Source organism: Acinetobacter sp. YH12070 (assembly GCF_013419625.1).
Classification (GTDB): domain Bacteria; phylum Pseudomonadota; class Gammaproteobacteria; order Pseudomonadales; family Moraxellaceae; genus Acinetobacter; species Acinetobacter amyesii.
The window spans coordinates 1-2208 of record NZ_VOZT01000122.1; the positions used below are offsets into that span (position 1 = coordinate 1).

2 protein-coding genes and 2 pseudogenes are annotated in these 2208 nt (G+C 40.4%); 2 read left to right on the plus strand and 2 right to left on the minus strand.

The annotated features are described in order from the left end of the window. Together FTU17_RS17415 and FTU17_RS17140 are read left to right on the plus strand one after the other, a co-directional pair. Positions 1–90, plus strand: a pseudogene (locus FTU17_RS17415) (AAA family ATPase); the annotation flags it as partial. A 75-nt stretch (positions 91–165) separates the two neighbouring features. Beyond that, positions 166–678 (plus strand): annotated as a pseudogene (locus FTU17_RS17140) (DUF4113 domain-containing protein); the annotation flags it as partial. On the opposite strand, the gene xseB reads toward FTU17_RS17140, so the two are convergent. Next, on the minus strand, positions 675–869 hold the full coding sequence (gene xseB, locus FTU17_RS17145) for an exodeoxyribonuclease VII small subunit (RefSeq protein WP_004644823.1): 195 nt from the start codon (positions 867–869) through the stop codon (positions 675–677). The pseudogene FTU17_RS17140 and the gene xseB sit on opposite strands and share 4 nt — an antisense overlap. Beyond that, positions 862–2073, minus strand: a complete 1212-nt coding sequence (gene xseA / locus FTU17_RS17150; RefSeq protein ID WP_180136124.1) for an exodeoxyribonuclease VII large subunit — start codon at positions 2071–2073, stop codon at positions 862–864. Before xseA ends, xseB begins: the two co-directional genes overlap by 8 nt. Positions 2074–2208 lie beyond the last annotated feature (135 nt).

The window sequence follows — 2208 nt, forward strand, 5'->3', positions numbered from 1 at the left end:
CATCACTGTCATGTGGTACAAATATCGGGTGAGAGTTATCGTTTGAAGGATAAAAAAAGAATTGGGATTCAGCCCCAGGTTGAAATTTAATACGAGATCAAAGGGGTCAATTTTACTTTGCCATTTGAAAGGTAAAAGGGGTCAATTTTAGAATGCCGTTGACATGGTCAACGCATCTACCACATTGATGATCTTAAAGAAGCCATTTCCTTGTATGTTATGGATGCGGTTAGCAGACTGAGAGATGATAATTTGTTGTGTGGTTGTCTGATTGGTTTCGTTCAATCAAACCCATTTGATAGCTCAAAGCCCTTCTACAACAAGTCTTTATCATTAGCTTTACCAGAACCTACCGACAACTTATTAGTGCTCTCTAAACTCGCTACAACGATGATTGATGGCCTGTATGCAAAGGATATAGCATTCAAGAAATGCGGCGTGATTCTGACGTGTCTCGAACCAAAGGAAAACCATGTGTATGACATGTTCACTGATATGAAACACATCGAAGTCAGCAATGCCTTGATGGATTCCCTTGAAGCGATTCATCTTAAGTATGGCAAAACCAAGATTGCCTTGGGCGCGAGTTTAATGCCGAACAGAACATGGAATATGTCACGAGATCGGCTAACACAGAACTACTTTAAGTGGGATCAACTGCTAACAATTAAAGATTAATCCTTAAAGCTTTCATTCAATGCTTGTTGTACTGCATCAATGCGTTGCTTACAGTTTTTATAAGCTGCCATGGATTCTTCAACAACTTTCATCAGGTTATCAATGTCCGGCTCCTCTTGAGACTCTAGAAGCTCAGCATTCTTCTTTAAGATGTCATAGCCTTCTTTAAATGTTAGTTGTTGTTCACTCATTTGGTTTCACCTGTAAAACTTGTGTATTGATTAAACCATCATGTAATTGAATCGCCAAAGTTTGATCCTTGGCTTGATGAATGGATGTTATAGCCTTCCCTCCACTACGAACGATGGCATAACCTCTAGCCAATACATTTGTAGGGTTTTGGATCAGCGTCATTCGCATCAGCGTTTCCACATTAAGCGTTGCTCGTTTCAATTGTTGCTGAGCAAAGTAATGGACATTCGTCTTCACTTGGTCAGCTTGTTTGCTGGCTTGATTAAGTTGTGCCTGAGCCATAGATTTGGTGATTTGCATTAACTGATCATTTTGGCTTTGGTACGCTTGGATCTGCTGCTGAGAGTACAGTTGGATGGATTGAATGAAAACCTTGACCTCATCTACACGTTCAGCAATATGGTTTCTAATACCGCCAATCACTTTACTTGGTGTATCAAAAGATCGATGTGCAATTTCATCGAGAATGGTCTTATCTCGTTCATGTCCAATACCAACCCAAATAGGTACTGATCGTTTGCAAAGCAAAGCAGCTAGATCGTAATCATTCAAGTAAGCCAAATCATTGACAGCACCACCACCACGAATGATGACAATCAAGTCAGGAGGTGTTTTGTATTCATTGGCCCACTGTCTTAATCCTTGGCTTAAAGAAGCAATTATACTTGCTGCTGCTGTATTACCTTGAAATGTTGCTGAGTGATAGATGAATTCACAGACCCCTGCTTTATACAGAATATCAGCATCCTTTCTAAAGTCTCCTAATCCTGCAGCTTGTTCAGGTGCAATGACGAGAACCTTGTTCATGTCAAATGGTGTAGGGAGTTTCTTATTCTTGTCAATCAAGCCATCTTCTGTGAGTTGCTTTACGATCTGTTGGTAACGTCTCGCAAGATCACCGAGCGTAAAGCTTGAATCAATGTCTTCAATGTTTACTGAGAACCCATATTGTGGGCTAAAGCTGGCTTTGACTTTAATCAGAATATTCAGGTCCTTTGACAGCTCCATTCCACTTTCGTTCTGAAACTTGTACAGAAGCTTAGCTGCAGTGGACTTCCAAATGGTTCCTTTACAAGATGCAATGACTTTATCAGTGCCCTCTTCTTTTTCAGCAAGTTCTAGGTAGCAGTGACCACTCTTGGTGTTCAGGCTTCTAATTTCAGCTTTAACCCATACAGGATCACCAAAGGCAATCTTTACGATCTCTTGAACTGAACCGTACCGGGTTTGTCGGAGACCACTTTTCTTGAGAGAATGTCCCGATGAAAAAAGTAAAATACACCCCTGAAATCAGAGATAGAGCGGTTCAATTATTGATTGAATCTGAAAAAGATTATC

What these genes read in the sequence shown, in the direction of transcription:
- xseB (WP_004644823.1), bottom strand. Translation starts at nt 869, where the DNA reads ATGAGTGAACAACAACTAACATTTAAAGAAGGCTATGACATCTTAAAG.